The sequence below is a fragment of the Luteimonas sp. GW821-FHT14E02 genome, assembly GCF_058803905.1.
In genome coordinates, this window is sequence record NZ_JBXAPK010000002.1 from 539507 (window position 1) to 554666 (window position 15160).

Annotated in this window: 12 protein-coding genes; 5 read left to right on the forward strand and 7 right to left on the reverse strand. The window is 64.0% G+C overall.

Annotated elements, in window-relative coordinates; translation table 11 throughout:
- Positions 1-180 precede the first annotated feature (180 nt).
- The 3 genes from AC1RNP_RS05435 (at position 181) to AC1RNP_RS05445 (ending at position 5692) form a co-directional block, all read left to right on the forward strand.
- Positions 181-2163 (forward strand): OPT family oligopeptide transporter, encoded by a 1983-nt coding sequence (locus AC1RNP_RS05435; protein WP_493050228.1) that lies wholly within the window; start codon positions 181-183, stop codon positions 2161-2163.
- 67 nt (positions 2164-2230) lie between these two features.
- Complete coding sequence (locus AC1RNP_RS05440; protein WP_493050229.1) at positions 2231-4327, forward strand: dipeptidyl-peptidase 5; 2097 nt, start codon at positions 2231-2233, stop codon at positions 4325-4327.
- Positions 4328-4438: 111 nt separating this feature from the next.
- Entirely contained in the window at positions 4439-5692 is a 1254-nt protein-coding gene (locus AC1RNP_RS05445) for a DUF819 family protein (protein WP_493050230.1), read from the forward strand.
- A 63-nt stretch (positions 5693-5755) separates the two neighbouring features.
- Here AC1RNP_RS05445 and AC1RNP_RS05450 read toward each other — a convergent pair whose 3' ends face one another.
- Both AC1RNP_RS05450 and AC1RNP_RS05455 read right to left on the reverse strand, forming a co-directional pair.
- Positions 5756-5980 (reverse strand): YbdD/YjiX family protein, encoded by a 225-nt coding sequence (locus AC1RNP_RS05450; RefSeq protein ID WP_226468829.1) that lies wholly within the window; start codon positions 5978-5980, stop codon positions 5756-5758.
- Positions 5980-8052: a carbon starvation CstA family protein gene (locus AC1RNP_RS05455; protein WP_493050231.1), complete on the reverse strand. Its 2073-nt coding sequence runs from the start codon at positions 8050-8052 to the stop codon at positions 5980-5982. The genes AC1RNP_RS05450 and AC1RNP_RS05455 overlap by 1 nt, the downstream gene beginning before the upstream one ends.
- A 341-nt stretch (positions 8053-8393) precedes the next feature.
- On the opposite strand from AC1RNP_RS05455, the gene AC1RNP_RS05460 reads away from it, so the two are divergent.
- A complete protein-coding gene (locus tag AC1RNP_RS05460) occupies positions 8394-9242 on the forward strand; it encodes a DUF1932 domain-containing protein (protein WP_493050232.1) in 849 nt (282 codons plus the stop codon).
- A 58-nt stretch (positions 9243-9300) separates the two neighbouring features.
- Here AC1RNP_RS05460 and AC1RNP_RS05465 read toward each other — a convergent pair whose 3' ends face one another.
- From AC1RNP_RS05465 to AC1RNP_RS05475, 3 genes are all read right to left on the reverse strand, one after another.
- Positions 9301-10305, reverse strand: coding sequence for a magnesium and cobalt transport protein CorA (locus tag AC1RNP_RS05465; protein ID WP_493050233.1), 1005 nt, complete (start codon positions 10303-10305; stop codon positions 9301-9303).
- A 36-nt stretch (positions 10306-10341) separates the two neighbouring features.
- Entirely contained in the window at positions 10342-11502 is a 1161-nt protein-coding gene (locus AC1RNP_RS05470; RefSeq protein WP_493050234.1) for a lipoprotein N-acyltransferase Lnb domain-containing protein, read from the reverse strand.
- Positions 11503-11684: 182 nt separating this feature from the next.
- Positions 11685-12569 (reverse strand): CorC family transporter, encoded by an 885-nt coding sequence (locus AC1RNP_RS05475; protein ID WP_493050293.1) that lies wholly within the window; start codon positions 12567-12569, stop codon positions 11685-11687.
- A 279-nt stretch (positions 12570-12848) separates the two neighbouring features.
- On the opposite strand from AC1RNP_RS05475, the gene AC1RNP_RS05480 reads away from it, so the two are divergent.
- Positions 12849-13352 (forward strand): hypothetical protein, encoded by a 504-nt coding sequence (locus AC1RNP_RS05480; RefSeq protein WP_493050235.1) that lies wholly within the window; start codon positions 12849-12851, stop codon positions 13350-13352.
- Between the two features lie 48 nt (positions 13353-13400).
- Here the strand turns inward: AC1RNP_RS05480 and ybeY are convergent, their stop codons facing one another.
- Both ybeY and AC1RNP_RS05490 read right to left on the reverse strand, forming a co-directional pair.
- Entirely contained in the window at positions 13401-13871 is a 471-nt protein-coding gene (ybeY, locus tag AC1RNP_RS05485; RefSeq protein ID WP_493050236.1) for an rRNA maturation RNase YbeY, read from the reverse strand.
- Positions 13872-14017: 146 nt separating this feature from the next.
- Positions 14018-15028, reverse strand: a complete 1011-nt coding sequence (locus tag AC1RNP_RS05490; protein ID WP_493050237.1) for a PhoH family protein — start codon at positions 15026-15028, stop codon at positions 14018-14020.
- Between the last annotated feature and the right edge of the window lie 132 nt (positions 15029-15160).

Below are 15160 nucleotides of genomic sequence, written 5' to 3' on the forward strand. Positions count from 1 at the left end.
CCCCTTTGGTAAAGGGGGCGCCGCGAAGCGGCGGGGATTTGGAGGTAACGAGCCCCGGGGCCCGAAGTTTGCCCAGCAAACTTTGGGGGCTTTCAGGCGCAGGCGCCTGAAAGCCGGGCACTGGACTTGCCCTCTGCCAGCGATTAGCTTGGCGGGCTAATTTGGTTCTGAGGCTAGAAAATGAACAAGCCGGCGCCGCCGCAATTGACCTTCCGGGCCGTACTGCTGGCGATGGTGCTGGCGGTGATCCTCTCCGCGGCCAATGCCTACCTGGGCTTGTTCGCCGGCCTGACCATCGCCACCGCGATCCCCGCGGCGGTCGTCTCGATGGGCGTGCTGCGCCTGCTCGGCGGCGGCACGATCCTCGAGAACAACATCGTGCAGACCGGTGCCTCGGCGGGTTCGTCGATCGCGGCGGGCGTGATCTTCACGATCCCGGCGCTGATCATCCTCGGCTACTGGCAGGACTTCCGTTATTCATGGGTGCTGGCGATCGCCGGCCTCGGCGGCCTGCTTGGCGTGCTGTTCTCGGTGCCGCTGCGTCGCTCGATGATCGTCGAGGAACCGCTGCCGTTCCCCGAAGGCAAGGCGGCGGCGGAAGTGCTCAAGGCCGGCGAGAATCCCGGCCCGGGCCTGAAAATTCTCGGCATTTCAGCGACCATCGGCGCGGTGGTCAAACTGATGGCCGAAAGCGGCCTGCGCATGATCCCGGACAACGCGGCCGGCGCCGGCTTCTTCGGCAAGTATCTCGGTTACATGGGCACGGGGCTGTCGCCCGCGCTGCTAGGTGTCGGCTACATCGTCGGTCTCAATATCGGCATCGTGGTGCTGTCCGGCAGCGTGCTGTCGTACAACATTGCGATTCCGATCTATCACGCCTTCCTGCTGGATACCGATCCGGCGTTCGCGGCCCAACTGGTGGGCAAGACCGCGTTCGAGGCCGCCGGCATCATCCGCGGCGAGAAGGTGCGCTATCTCGGCGTCGGCGCCATGTTGATCGGCGGTATCTGGACGCTGTTCTCGCTGCGCAAATCACTGCTGTCGGGCATCAAGAGCGGTATCGCCGCCGCGCGCAAGGGCTCTGGTGATATCGTCGCCGAGACCGAGCGCGATCTGCCGATGAAGTGGATGCTGATCGCGTTGCTGGTATTCGTGCTGCCGTTGCTGGGCCTGTATCAGGCGATCGTCGGCATGTGGCATGTCAGCGTGCCGATGGCGATCATCATGATCGTCGCTGGCTTCCTGTTCGTATCGGTGTCGGCGTATCTGGCGGGCCTGGTCGGCTCGTCAAACAATCCGGTGTCGGGCATCACTATCGCGACGATCCTGTTCGCATCGGTGGTCCTGTTGATTCTGCTCGGTGATCAGGGGCGGACCCCGATCGGCGCTGGCGGCGCTCCATTGGGTGCCGTTGCGGCGATCATGATCGGCGCGGTGGTGTGCTGCGCGGCGGCGGTCGGCGGCGACAACCTGCAGGACCTCAAGGCCGGTTATCTGGTCGGCGCCACGCCGTGGAAGCAGCAGCTGATGCTCGGCATCGGTGCCTTTTCCTGCGCGCTGATCATGGCGCCGGTGCTGAATCTGCTCGCCACCGCCTACGGCATCGGACCGGCCACGCCGGAACATCCGAATTCGCTCAACGCGCCGCAGGCGACACTGATGGCGTCCGTCGCCAAGGGCCTGTTTGGCGGCGAACTGCCTTGGGACATGATCATCGCCGGTGGCGTGATCGGCGCGATCGTGATCGCGCTCGACGAAGTGTTGAAGAAGCGCGGCTCGAACTTCCGCGTGCCCGTGCTCGCGGCGGCCATCGGCATTTACTTGCCGCTGGAACTGATGGTGCCGATCTTCCTCGGCGGCCTGCTGTCGTATCTGGTCGAGCGCCGCCATGGTCTGATCGGTGGCAATGAGGAAGCGCGGGATCGCCTGCATCGCCCGGGCACGCTGTTCTCCGCGGGTCTGATTACCGGTGAGGCCTTGATGGGCATCTTCATCGCGATTCCGATCGTGGTGTCCGGGCGCGGTGACGTGCTGGCGCTGCCCGAGAAATTCCATTTCGGCCAGATCGCCGGCCTCGCTGTGTTCGTGCTGGTCGGCTGGCTGCTCTATCGCACCGGCGCCAAGTCCAAGGCGCTGGGCGACGCCGAATCCGGCCCGATGTGATCGTTTAGTGTCATCGCGTCGCCGAAGCGCGACGCGATGGCGATCGACTTTCTGATTGAGGATTTCCATGAAGCTTCGACACGCCGTCCTGTCCGCCGCGCTCCTGCTCGCATTGCCCGTATCGGCGTTCGCCGAACGTGGCTTCGAGGTGCGTGATCTGGTCAAGCTCGATCGCTATTCCTCGCCGACGCTGTCGCCCGACGGACGCAAACTGGTGTTCGCCAAGGCGGTCATCGACGACCAGCTTGCGAAGCGTTCGACGTCGTTGTGGATCGAGGATCTGTTCGCGCGCGACGCGGCACCGCCGAAGCGGCTGACGCCGGAAGGCTGGAACGTCAATTCGCCGTCGTTCTCGCCGGATGGCTCCATCGTGTACTTCCTGAGCGCGAAATCGGGCTCATCGCAGCTGTACGCGATTCCGGCCGCGGGCGGAGCACCGCGTCAGCTCACTGCTTTCGCCGCCGACGTCGAGAGCTACAAGCTGTCGCCGGATGGCATGCGAGTGGCATTCAGTGCCGTCGCCTTCGCCGATTGCAAGGCCGACTTCAAGTGCACGAAGGACAAGGCCGACACCGCCGAGAAGGCCAAGGCCAGCGGCAAGATCTTCGATCGCATGTTCATCCGCCACTGGGACGCGTGGAACGATGGCCGTCTCAATCGCGTCTTCGTCGCCGCGCTTCCGGCCGCGAAGGCCAAGGCCGCGGCGGCCGCGACGCTGGCCGGCGCCGACGTATCCGGCGACGTTCCGTCGAAACCGTTCGGCGACAGCAGCGAATATGCCTGGGCACCGGACGGCAAGTCGCTGGTGCTGAGCGCGCGCAAGGCCGATCGCACGGAACCGTGGTCGACCAATTTCGATCTGTATCTGGTGAGCGCGGACGGCACGGGTACGGCGAAGAATCTCACCGCATCCAATCCCGCCTGGGACACCGGTCCGGCATTCTCCGCCGATGGCAAGACGCTGTACTACCGCGCCATGAAGCGTCCCGGCTTCGAGGCCGATCGCTTCGCACTGATGGCGATGGATCTGGCCAGCGGCACCACGCGCGAGATCGCGCCGGAATGGGATCGCTCCGCCGACGGCATCACCTTGTCCGCGGACGGCAAGGAGATCTACACCACCGCGCAGGAACTGGGGAATCACCCGCTGTTCGAAGTCACGATAGAGGATGGCAGTGTTTCGCAAATGGTGGGTGGTGAGTCGGTCGCCGAATTCGTGATCGCTGGCAAGACGCTCGCCGTCGCCAATAATTCGTTGAAGAGCGGCAATCGAATTCTCGTCGCGGTGGGGCTCGAAGATGGGAGTGATAACGCCATGCGCGAGATCACTCCCAGCGCCGCGGAGCAGCTTCCGGATGTTCGCTTCGGCGATTTCGAACAGTTCAACTTTAAGGGCTGGGACGGCGACACCGTCTACGGCTACGTCGTGAAGCCCTGGAACTACACCGCCGGCAAGAAGTATCCGGTGGCGTTCCTGATCCACGGCGGCCCGCAGGGCAGCTTCGGCAACGGCTGGAGCTATCGCTGGAATCCGCAGACCTATGCCGGACAAGGCTACGCCGTGGTGATGATCGACTTCCACGGTTCGACCGGTTACGGACAGAAATTCACCGACGCGATCAGCGAACACTGGGGCGACCGCCCGCTGGAAGATCTGCAGAAAGGCTGGAAGGCTGCGCTCGAGAAGTACGATTTCCTCGATGGCGAGAAGGCCTGCGCGCTCGGCGCCAGCTACGGCGGCTTCATGGTCAACTGGATTGCCGGCAACTGGTTCGATAAGAGCGGGAATTCGCCGTGGAAGTGCCTGGTCAACCATGACGGCGTATTCGATCAGCGCATGATGGGCTACTCCACCGAAGAGCTATGGTTCACCGAGTGGGAACAGGGCGGCACGCCGTACGACAAGCCCGAGGCTTACGAGAAGTTCAACCCGGTCAACCACGTCAAGGACTGGCGCGTGCCGATGCTGGTCATCCACGGCCAGCAGGATTTCCGCATTCCGGCGGAGCAGGGCATCGGTGCGTTCACGGCATTGCAGCGCAAGGGCATCGAGTCGAAATTCCTGTACTTCCCCGACGAGAACCATTGGGTGCTGAAGCCGCAGAACAGCATTCTCTGGCATGACACGGTCAATGCCTGGTTGAAGCAACACATCGGCCAGTGACCTGTGGCCGGGTAGCGACGATCGCTACCCGGCAATGACGCGCGGGTCGATCCGGACAACGGCCTTCGGCCAGAACCCCGGGTCGTGTCCGATACCGTTTTTGGGAGAACGATGAGCGAACCCGCCGGCACCGCCCTGATCACCAACGACATCGTCGTGCTCGGTCTGATCGCCGGAACGCTGGGGCTGGTGTTCTGGACCGAATCGCGCGAATCGGGATTCTGGCGGCGCTTCTACACCTACGTGCCGGCCCTGCTGCTGTGCTACTTCATTCCCGGCATCTACAACAGCGCCGGTTTGATCGATGGCAATGCCAGCAAGCTTTACAACCCGGTCGCCAGCCGCGTTCTGCTGCCAGCGGCATTGGTGCTGCTGACCCTGACCATCGACCTGAAGGGCGTGCTTCGGCTCGGTCCGAAACTGTTGCTCATGTACGCGGCGTCCTCGATCAGCGTGATGCTCGGCGCCTTCGCCGCGTTCTGGATCATGAGCGTGTTCCATCCGGAAACGGTGGCCGGCGATACGTGGGGCGGCATGGCGGCGCTGGCGGGCAGCTGGATCGGCGGCGGCGCCAACATGGTTGCGATGAAGGAAGTGTTCGCAGTCGACGAAACCACGTTTGGCCAGTTTGTGGTCGTCGATGTCGGCGTCGGCTATGTCTGGATGTCGGTACTGATTTTCCTCGCCAACCGCGCGCAGGCGATCGACGCGCGCAGCGGCGCGGATACGCGTGCGATCGAAGATCTGAAGCAGCGTTTGGTCAGCTATCAGAAGCAGCACCAGCGCATTGCCAGCTTGTCGGACTTGATGATCATCGTCGGCATCGCGCTGGGCGCAGTCGGGTTATCGCATGCGGTCGCGACGCCCATCGCTGGCTGGTTTCTGGCCAACGTGTCGTGGGCGAAAACGGTGAGCCTGCATGAGCCCTTCGTCTGGGTTGTGGTGTTGTCCACGTTCATCGGCCTGGGGTTGAGTTTCACCCGGTTGCGCGAGTTCGACGGCGCGGGCGCCTCGAAGATCGGCACGCTGTTCCTGTATTTCCTGATCGCCTGCATCGGCATGCAGATGGACATCCTGGCGCTGGCCGACAAACCCTGGCTGTTCGCGCTGGGCCTGATCTGGATCGCGGTGCATATCCTGCTGTTGTATCTGGTCGGCCGGCTGCTGCGCGTGCCGTTCTTCTACTTCGCGCTGGGTTCGCAGAGCAATATCGGCGGGCCGGCGTCGGCGCCGGTCGTGGCGTCGGTGTTTCATCCTTCTCTGGCGCCGGTGGGCGCCTTGCTCGGTGCATTGGGTTATGCGACCGGGACGGTGCTGGCTTATATCGTGGGCATCACCTTGCGCACCATGGCTGGCGCTGGATAAGAGGACGCTGCGCCACGGCGTGATGACCGCTACGTGGCGCAGGCTTGCCCGCTCGCACCGCTACTAACAGCAGCGAAAGCCTTTCCCACCGCCATACCGCGCTTCCTGCCGCTCGCGGAAGAAAGTGGGGTAATCCATGACCTCGCGATCAGGATGCTTCTCCAGCATGTGCCGGACATAGTTGTCGTAGTCCGGCACGCCGCAGCACAGTCGCGCGGTCTGCACGAGCCGTCGCCAGACGCGTTTGTGCGCCTGGTAGTGATCGAGCGTGACGAGTGCAGTGCCCATCACAGGTTCGCCAGCTGCCGCGGATCGAGTTCGACGTATGCCGTTTCCTTGTCGCTGCGCTGCGGATTTCGACGCGCCTTGACGATGCTCAGCACCGAATAGATCAGCACGCTGAACACCACGAACAGGAACAGCGCGGTCAGCCCGGTGTTGACGTAGGCGTTCGTGACCACCTGATGCATCTGCTCCACCGACTTCGCGGGCGCGGCGATCTCGCCGCTGTCGATCGCCTTCTGGAACTTACCGGCCTGCGCCAGGAAACCTTGCGCGGGATTGCTGTCGAAGATCTTGATCAACCCGGCGGTGCTGGTGCAGATCACCAGCCACGCCGCAGGCACCGCGCACACCCAGGCGTAACGGTCGCGTTTCAACTTGAACAGCGCCACGGTGCCGAGCATCAAGGCGATGCCCGCCAGCATCTGGTTGGAGATGCCGAACAGCGGCCACAACGTCTGGATGCCGCCGAACGGATCGACCACGCCCTGATAGAGCAGATAGCCCCACAGCGCCACGCAGCCGGCGGTGGCGATGAGATTGGCGGTCCACGATTCGGTGCGGCGCAGCGGCGGAATGAAGTTGCCGAGCAGGTCCTGCAGCATGAAGCGGCCTGCGCGCGTGCCCGCGTCCACCGCCGTGAGGATGAACAATGCTTCGAACAGGATCGCGAAGTGGTACCAGAACGCCATCATGCCTTCGCCGGGCAGCACGCTGTGCAGGATCTGTGCGATGCCGACAGCCAGTGTCGGTGCGCCACCAGCGCGGGCGAGCACGGTGGTCTCGCCGATCTCGCGTGCCGTGGCTTCCAACTGATCAGGCGTGATCGTGAAACCCCATTGCGACACGGCCGCAGCGACGGCATGCACATCGGTGCCGACCACGGCCGGCGGGCTGTTCATGGCGAAGTACACGCCCGGTTCGATGATCGATGCCGCCACCAGCGCCATCACCGCCACGAACGATTCCATCAGCATGCCGCCGTAACCGATGTAGCGCGCATGGCCTTCACTCGCCAATAGTTTCGGTGTGGTGCCGGAAGAAATCAGCGCATGGAAACCGGAAACCGCGCCGCAGGCGATGGTGATGAACAGGAACGGGAAGATGCCGCCTTTCCACACCGGGCCATCGCCGTTGGTGAACTGTGTCAGCGAAGGCATCTTCAGGTCAGGCATCACGACGAAGATGCCGATCGCCAGCGCGATGATCGTGCCGATCTTGAGGAAGGTGGAGAGATAGTCACGCGGCGCCAGCAGCAGCCACACCGGCAACACCGAGGCGACGAAGCCGTAGCCGATCAGGATCCAGGTGATCTGCGTGGCGCTGAAGGTGAAGGCCGGCCCCCACACCGGATCGGCGGCGACCTTGCCGCCCAGCCAGATCGAGAACAGCAGCAAGGCCACGCCAACGATTGAGATCTCGCCGATCTTGCCGGGGCGGATGTAGCGCATGTACACACCCATCAGGATGGCGATCGGCATCGTCGCCACCACGGTGAACATGCCCCACGGGCTGACCGCCAGCGCCTTCACCACCACCATCGCCAGCACGGCGAGGATGATGATCATGATCAGGAAGGCGCCGAACAAGGCGATGGTGCCGGGAATCTGGCCCATCTCCTCGCGGACCAGATCGCCGAGCGAACGGCCGTTGCGACGCGAGGACAGCACCAGCACGACGAAGTCCTGCACGGCGCCGGCGAACACTACGCCGACGATCAGCCAGAGCAAGCCGGGCAGGTAGCCCATCTGCGCCGCCAGCACCGGGCCGACCAGCGGGCCGGCGCCAGCGATCGCGGCAAAGTGGTGGCCGAACAGGACGTGCTTGTTGGTCGGCACGTAGTCGAGGCCGTCGTTGTTGAGCACGGCCGGCGTCGAGCGCGTGGGATCGAGCTGCAACACCTTGTTGGCGATGAACAGCGCGTAATAGCGGTAGGCGATCAGGTACAGCGAAATCGCCGCCACCACGATCCACAGGGCGTTGATCTGTTCGCCGCGACGCAGCGCGATCGTGCCGAGACAGAAGGCGCCGATGATGGCGAGTGCCGCCCACGCCAGCTTGCCGAAACCGTTCTTCATTGCCAGTCCTCCGAGCGATGGCGCAGGGTCGCGCGGGGAGGGGCGAAGGTCAATGCGCAATGCCGCAATGGGGGGGATTTCCGGTCTACGACTTTGGTCGCAGCCTTTCAGCGCATGGTCGGAGATCTTTATCCGGCGTGGTTTCAAGCCATCATGCTGGCTGGGCCTCGGCGGCATATCAGGCTTATTTGGAATAGTTCGATGCTTTTGGCGGATTCGGCCAAGAGGTCCAGAAAGCGGATGGTCGAGCGACACTGCCCATCTTGCAGGCACCGGTTTCGAGGCGCAGCTGGCGCCCCATGCCGTGATGTCCGACTTGGTTCGATAAAAGGAGAATGCTCATGTTTCGCGAGATCGCCATCATCGCTCCGGGCGCAATGGGCAGTGCCGTGGCACGCCGATTGACCGATCACGGTGTCCGCGTGATCACGGTGCTCGAAGGGCGCAGCGCCGACACGCGAAGCCGTGCCGAAGCAGCCGGCATGATCGGCGTCGAGATGGAACGTATCGCGGAAGCCGATGTGATCCTGTCGATCGTTCCGCCGGCCCAGGCAGTCGCTCTTGCCGTGGAACTTGCACCCTTTCTCCGAAGTAGTGTCCATCGACCAATCTTCGTCGATTGCAATGCCATCGATGTTCGGACGGTCCAACACGTCGCCGACATCGTGACCGCGAGCGGCACGCGCTTCGCGGATGCCGCCATCATCGGGTTTCCACCCACGCCTGATGTGGTCGGCCCGACCTTCTATTTTTCCGGCGAGCCGGCGCGGGAGCTTGGCGGTCTCGCCGGGTTGGGATTGGATACGCGGATCATCGAGGGGCCAGTGGGGGCCGCGTCCGCGCTCAAGATGTCTTATGCCGGCATCAACAAGGGGTTGACCGGGATCGCCGCCGCCATGGTGCTGGCGGCTGGTCGTGCCGGTGCGACCGTTGCCCTTCGTGAAGAATTGCAGGCCAGCCAGCCCCAGCTGCTTGCACGGTTAACGACGACGCTTCCAGACATGTATCCGAAGGCTTATCGCTGGGTAGCTGAAATGCGCGAGATTTCTGCTTTCGCGAGTGATTCCCCGGCTGCCGCGCGATTATACGAAGCGCTCGGAGACTTCTTCGAGAGTATCGCCATCGACTATCAAGGGGCGCGCATCGAAATCGCGACGATCGACGGTTTTCTGGCAGGGGCGGCGAGCTAGGAAAAATGAAAGCGCGATTGCAGCCGACGAGAAGAGGGGAGGACATGTCGGCGCGATTTCAAAGCCACTTGATCTTCTTCAAGTAGCGATAGAGCCCGAAACAGGCCAGTGCCAGCCCGCCGATCAGGATGTAGTAGCTGTAGGGCCCGTCCAGTTCCGGCATGTGCTTGAAATTCATGCCGTACCAGCTGGCGACCAGGGTCGGCGCCGCGAGCAGGGCCGCCCAGCCGGCCAGGCGCTTGACCACCTCGCCCTGTGACAGCGTCACCAGCGCCTGGTTCACGCCGAGCGCGGTGCCCAGCATGTCGCGCAGGGCGTCGATGGTCTCGTTGATGCGAACGGAATGGTCGAGCACGTCGCGGAAATACAGATGCACTTCGCCGGGCACCAGCGGGCTGGTGGTGCGCACCAGCTGCGACAGCACATCCTGCAGCGGCGTCACCGCCACGCGCATGTAGGTGAGTTCGCGTTTCAGATCGTACAGGCGCCTGAGGATGCCGCGGCGGAAGGTTTCGGTGAAGACGTCCTGCTCGAGCGTGACCAGCGTGTCCTTGAATTCGTCGACGATGGGCAGGTAGTTGTCGACGATGGCATCCAGCACCGCGTACAGCGCGTACGACGGGCCCATTTCCAGGAATTCCGGCTCGCGCTCCAGGCGCGCGCGCACCGACGCGTACGACAGCGTCGCGCCGTGGCGCACCGTGACCAGATAGCGCGGGCCGAGGAAGGCATGCGTTTCGCCGTAGCGGATGCGCTCGTCGATCACCTGCGCGGTGTTGACGGCGATGAACATCGAGTCGCCGTAGGCCTCGATCTTCGGGCGCTGATGCGCCTTCTGCGCATCCTCGATGGCGAGATCGTGCAGGCAGAATTCCTCCTGCAGCTTTTCCAGCACCTCATCCTCGGGCTCGTACAGGCCGACCCAGACGAAACTGTCGTCGTCGACCTTGAGTACATCGCTGATTTCGTCGAGGGTGATGTCGCGCAGCTTGCCCTGCTTGTTGTACAGGGAGCAGTTCACTACGCACGTGGGCCTTGCTGGGACTTGTACGGCATCGTTCATCGCTAAATCGTGCGCCGCGCAACGCTTGTCCGCAAGTCAGCGGCGACGCAATGCGAGGAACAGACCGTAGTGGACCGGCAACAACAGCGCGAGCCAGTGCGCGTTGCGCTGCGGTTCGACCGGGAGCCAGAGCAGGAACAGCGCCAGGACGGCGCAGACCACGATCACGGCGAGCCAGCGGCCGAACCAGGGCCCGGCCTCGCGCCTGCGCGCGAGGCGCCAGCCGCCGGGCAGCAGCAACAGGCACAACGGGTTGAACAGCAGCAGGTTGTGGTTGCTCCAGCCGAAGCGATGCGCGGTGAACAGCCAGAGGAAGCCCATCAGTGCGCCGAGGATCGCGCACAGGGCCCAGAACGGCAGCGCCACGGCCGCGACCGTGCGCGGGCGACGTCTGGCCGCCCAGACCGCGACGACGGCGATCAGCAGTCCGCACAGCAGCCAGGGCCACCAGGCCAGGCGGAATTCCGCCGGCTCCGGTGCGATGCGATGCGGCAGCAGGCGCTGCTCCGACCGCACCAGCGGCTTGCCGTCGCTGCCGTTCACCTCGCGCAGGGCATCGGCCAGGCGCATCGGCACGAACGATTCCTCCCACACCGACAGCGGCCGGTCGGCTGACGGGCCGAGGCCGATGTCGAAGCCGAGCCACATCCACCAGGCGGGCGAGGCCAGCCGCACCGACTCGCCGCGATAGGTGTTGCCGTGCGAGCGTCCTTCGATCTGCCGCTTCAGCGCGCCGCCCAGTACCTTGTCGACGGCATCGCGCACGCGCGTGGAGCAGTTGTCGGTGAAGTACTCGTAGCGATAGCGCGCGTTCTCCGGCCTGGCGTTCACGGCCAGCGCGGCGGCGAGCTGTCTCGCTTCGGTGTCGTTGAGGTTCAGCCATTGAATCGACACGCCGCGGCCGGTTTCGTCGTAGTACTGCAGGTCCTGCGCCAGCGGTAGCGCCACCAGCTGATACATCATCACGCCACGGACGAAGCGTCCGACAAAGCCGGGTTCGCCCGGATCGAAGAAGCCGTAGTTGTACGAGATCGTTTCGCCGCGCGCGGGATCGTCGACGACGAGAGCGTCATGGCCGAAGCGCTCGAAGAAGATGGTGCCGGGCTCCATCGTCATCACGCCGATGCGCGGCGCGGCCGACGCGGCAGCGGGGAACAACAGGCACAGGAGCAACAGTAAGGCGGGTAGCGACCGCATGGTGGAGAGACCGAAAGAAGGAGGAAGAAGATTTCCCATCTCCCTTTGGGAGAAGGTGCCCCGAAGGGGCGGATGAGGGCGGGAAAATGCTGTCCCACGGAAACATTCCTGGCGAGTGATTCCCCCGCCCTCATCCGGCGCTGCGCGCCACCTTCTCCAGGATGGAGAAGGAAAAGCTGATGTCAATTGTCGCTCAGGACGCTGACATGCAAGGCATGCAGGCGGCGCGCATCGGCGCGGGCCACGCGAAAGCCGAAACGGCCGAGCGTCAGTTCCTCGCCGGCTTCCGGCAGGTGGCCGATGGCGGCGGTGACCAGGCCGCCGATGGTGTCGTATTCGTCGTCGTCGAAATCGGCGCTGAAACGCTCGTTGAAGTCGGCGATCGGCGTCAGCGCGTCGACGATGTAATGACCATCGGCCTGGGCCGCGATCAGGGCGTTCGGGTCCTCGGCGTCGTCGTGCTCGTCGTCGATCTCGCCGACGATCTGCTCCAGCACGTCCTCGATCGTCAGCAATCCGGCGACACCGCCGTATTCGTCGATCACGATCGCCATGTGGTTGCGCGACTGGCGGAACTCGCGCAGCAGCACGTCCAGTCGCTTGCTCTCCGGGATCAGCACCGCCGGCCGCAGCAGTTCGCGAACCGTGCCCGGGCCGTTGTCGGCCACCACGCCGCGCAGCAGGTCCTTGGCGAGCAGGATGCCGAGAATCTCGTCCTTGTCCTCGCCGTGCACCGGGAAGCGGGAGTGGCCGGATTCGACCACCTGCTTCATCAGGTCGAGGAACTTGCCGTCCGCCGGCAACGCCACCATCTGCGCGCGCGGCACCATCACGTCGCCGACGGTGAGGTCGGACACGTTGAGCGCGCCCTCCATCATGCGCAGCGTGTCGGCCGCGATCAGGCCGTCGGCCTGCACGTCGCGCAGCAGTTCCACCAGATCTTCACGGGAGGAAGGTTCACCCGAGAGCATGGAGCCGATCCGGTCCAGCCAGCTGCGTCTTTTTTCGGGAGCGTCCCGTTTTTCCGGGAACTCGGGGGAGGGCTTACTACTGTCGTCCTCGGACATTGCGGTCATATCAGTGCCCGGATGGGCCTTGTCCCCAGTTTAGCAGGCTGTCGGCGAACCATAGGCCACACGCTGCGAAATGCCGCGATATGCGGAATCTGTTTCGTAAGTGATTGATTTGCGTCGTTGTCGGGAAAAGCCGACTGCGCGATGCCCTGCATTCCGATGCGCCGGTGCTCGGATTCGCGATACAGGCCGTTCGCGCGTCTCGGCACTCTGATCGTGCCCGCCGGGCAACGGCGGACACAAACATTTTCTGACATGATCGAGAGGATTCCGATGCATTCACGTTTCCGATTTCTGCACTCCCTGATGATTTTTGCGACGCTCGCCGCAGTGAGCACGAGCACGCCTGCGCTCGCGCAGAGCGAACCGGGCACGAACTATGTCGAGGCGATTTCGTATCTGGACACGGATGCCGAATACGAAGCCTGGTTCGATATCCAGCACGGACTTCGTCGCAATTTCGACGACATCTGTGGCGACACCTTCTGCGAAGGCGACTACAGCAATCTCCAGTCGCTGAGATACAACTGCTCCGTGGATGAAGCCACCGGCCGCATCGGCATGTGCGTGTGGGTGTTCGCCGGCAGCATCGAGGAGATCGATCCAGCCACTGGCAAGATTTCGGCGCATCAGGCTTTCTGGCGTTGCAAGACATCGTTGGCGTCCGGGACCACGATCGAGTCCCTGCTGGCGGCGCTGCAAGGCAGCGAACCGCTGTACGCCACGCTTCCCGGCTCAAATCAATCCATCTACGACGGGCTGATCGATTGCCTCTAGCGGAATGGGCGATTCCGCTTGACCGGAATCGCCTGGCCTCGGCCGGGGTCAGGGCAGCAGATAGGGGTCCGCAATCCCGAGCGACGCGAGAATCTCGCGCTCCAGCGCTTCCATGCATTCCGCCTCGCGGGGATCCTCGTGATTCCAGCCGAGCAGATGCAGCGTGCCGTGCACGGTGAGATGGGCGTAGTGGGCCGATAGTGTCTTCTTCTGCTCGCGTGCCTCGCGTGCGACCACGGGCGCGCACAGGACCAGATCGCCGAGCAGGGGAAGCTTGACGCCTTCCGGCAACTCCGCCGGGAAGCTCAGCACGTTGGTGGCGTAATCCTTGCCGCGATAGTGGCGGTTGAGTGCGCGGCCTTCCTTGGCGTCGACCAGGCGGATCGCCAGATCGGCTTCGCGGATGCGTCCGGCCAGTGCCGCCGCGACCCAGCGGCGGAAACTCACCGCCGCGGGCAGCCCGGCGCGGGGCAACGCGTAGCCGACGGAAACATCAAGGCGGATCGGGCCTTTAGTCATTGTGACAACGCATGCCGGGGGGAGTGGTTATTCGCCGGGTGACGATACACCTACTGCCATCCCTGGCGTCACTTCCAAGGTTTGCGGGTCGTCCGGCCCGGCCATGAATGGCCGGGCGCTCGCCAAGACAGCGCGGCAGTGCCGCGCTAAGCATGTCGTGACTCGCCTGACGGCCCGGTCTCGGCATCGCTGGTATCGCGCCGGTCGTAGGCATCGACGATGCGCGCCACCAGCGGATGCCGCACCACGTCGCGTGCCTCGAAGAAAGTGAAGCTCACGCCATCGACGTTGCGCAGGACGTCGACGGCATCGCGCAACCCCGATTTCACGTGCTTGGGCAGGTCGATCTGGGTGAGATCGCCGGTCACGACGGCGGTGCTGCCGAAGCCCAGGCGCGTCAGGAACATCTTCATCTGTTCGATGGTGGTGTTCTGCGCTTCATCGAGGATCACGTAGGCATCGTTGAGCGTGCGGCCGCGCATGTAGGCCAGCGGCGCGATCTCGATCACCGATTTTTCCAGCAGCTTGAGCACCTTCTCGACGCCCATCATTTCGTAGAGGGCGTCGTAGAGCGGGCGCAGGTAGGGATCGACCTTCTGCGACAGGTCGCCCGGCAGGAAGCCCAGCTTCTCGCCGGCTTCCACGGCGGGGCGCACGAGGATCAGGCGCTGCACACGCGATTCGTTCAGCGCTTCGACCGCGCTGGCGACAGCGAGGAAGGTCTTGCCGGTGCCGGCAGGGCCGACGCCGAAATTGATGTCGTGGGTGGCGATGGCGTGCAGATATTTCTGCTGATTGGGGCCGCGTCCGCGAATCGTGCCGCGCTTGACCCGGATCGCGACGTCCTGTGGCGCGTAGCCTGCATCCGTGCTGTCGGCCTTGTCGGCGCCGGTCGCGTTGAGACGGAGGTTGATGCTCTGGCCATCGAAGACTTCCTCGCCGGCTTCGGCATAAAGCGTGCGCAGCAGCTTTTCGGCGCGCGCGACGGCATCGGCATCGGCGCCGGTCACGCGGAAGATGTTGCCGCGGTTGGCGATCTCCACGCCCAACCGCAGTTCGATCTGGCGCAGATGCCCGTCGAACGGGCCGGCGAGATTGGCCAGGCGTTCGTTGTCGGCGGGATCGAGGGTGAAGTCGCGTTGGTGCGGGGTGCTCATCGACAGGGATGTGGGGCGTGCCTGAGGGGGTATCAAGACTACGCCCTCAGGCGCCGGCGCGAGAATGGGTGCCTCGCGGATGCCGAAGGATGCCTGGCCGGCCGGTATCCTTGGCGCGCCTGTTCCAACCCG

Coding starts and splice junctions, on each gene's coding strand:
- AC1RNP_RS05440 (WP_493050229.1), top strand. CDS start 2,231: ATGAAGCTTCGACACGCCGTCCTGTCCGCCGCGCTCCTGCTCGCATTG.
- AC1RNP_RS05490 (WP_493050237.1), bottom strand. CDS start 15,028: ATGAGCACCCCGCACCAACGCGACTTCACCCTCGATCCCGCCGACAAC.
- AC1RNP_RS05450 (WP_226468829.1), bottom strand. CDS start 5,980: ATGGGCACTGCACTCGTCACGCTCGATCACTACCAGGCGCACAAACGC.
- AC1RNP_RS05470 (WP_493050234.1), bottom strand. CDS start 11,502: ATGCGGTCGCTACCCGCCTTACTGTTGCTCCTGTGCCTGTTGTTCCCC.
- AC1RNP_RS05480 (WP_493050235.1), top strand. CDS start 12,849: ATGCATTCACGTTTCCGATTTCTGCACTCCCTGATGATTTTTGCGACG.
- AC1RNP_RS05475 (WP_493050293.1), bottom strand. CDS start 12,569: ATGTCCGAGGACGACAGTAGTAAGCCCTCCCCCGAGTTCCCGGAAAAA.
- AC1RNP_RS05435 (WP_493050228.1), top strand. CDS start 181: ATGAACAAGCCGGCGCCGCCGCAATTGACCTTCCGGGCCGTACTGCTG.
- AC1RNP_RS05455 (WP_493050231.1), bottom strand. CDS start 8,052: ATGAAGAACGGTTTCGGCAAGCTGGCGTGGGCGGCACTCGCCATCATC.
- AC1RNP_RS05460 (WP_493050232.1), top strand. CDS start 8,394: ATGTTTCGCGAGATCGCCATCATCGCTCCGGGCGCAATGGGCAGTGCC.
- ybeY (WP_493050236.1), bottom strand. CDS start 13,871: ATGACTAAAGGCCCGATCCGCCTTGATGTTTCCGTCGGCTACGCGTTG.
- AC1RNP_RS05445 (WP_493050230.1), top strand. CDS start 4,439: ATGAGCGAACCCGCCGGCACCGCCCTGATCACCAACGACATCGTCGTG.
- AC1RNP_RS05465 (WP_493050233.1), bottom strand. CDS start 10,305: ATGAACGATGCCGTACAAGTCCCAGCAAGGCCCACGTGCGTAGTGAAC.